Annotated in this window: 1 protein-coding gene; it reads right to left on the reverse strand. The window is 60.3% G+C overall.

The window, feature by feature from the left end; genetic code table 11:
* The coding region (locus tag LKE08_RS00425) for a S8 family serine peptidase (protein ID WP_324702219.1) at window positions 1-232 on the reverse strand (232 nt) is incomplete at both ends.

A 232-nucleotide genomic window follows, 5' to 3' on the forward strand; every position in this document is an offset into this window, starting at 1 on the left:
TAGGCGAAATCGTAGCCGTGGACGTCATCGACGTAGCCGTTGCCGTCGTTGTCGATGCCGTCTCCCGGGGTTTCTCCGGGATTGGTCCACATATTATTCGCCAAATCGGGGTGATTGTAATCCACACCCGTATCGATGACGCCGACGACCACATCATTGCCGGTTTGCACGTCCCAGGCTTCGGGGGCGTCGATGTCCGCGTCGGGGGTGCCCCCGGTCTGTCCGGTGTTGT

The organism is Lyngbya sp. CCY1209 (genome assembly GCF_035615495.1).
Lineage (GTDB): Bacteria > Cyanobacteriota > Cyanobacteriia > Cyanobacteriales > Microcoleaceae > Limnospira.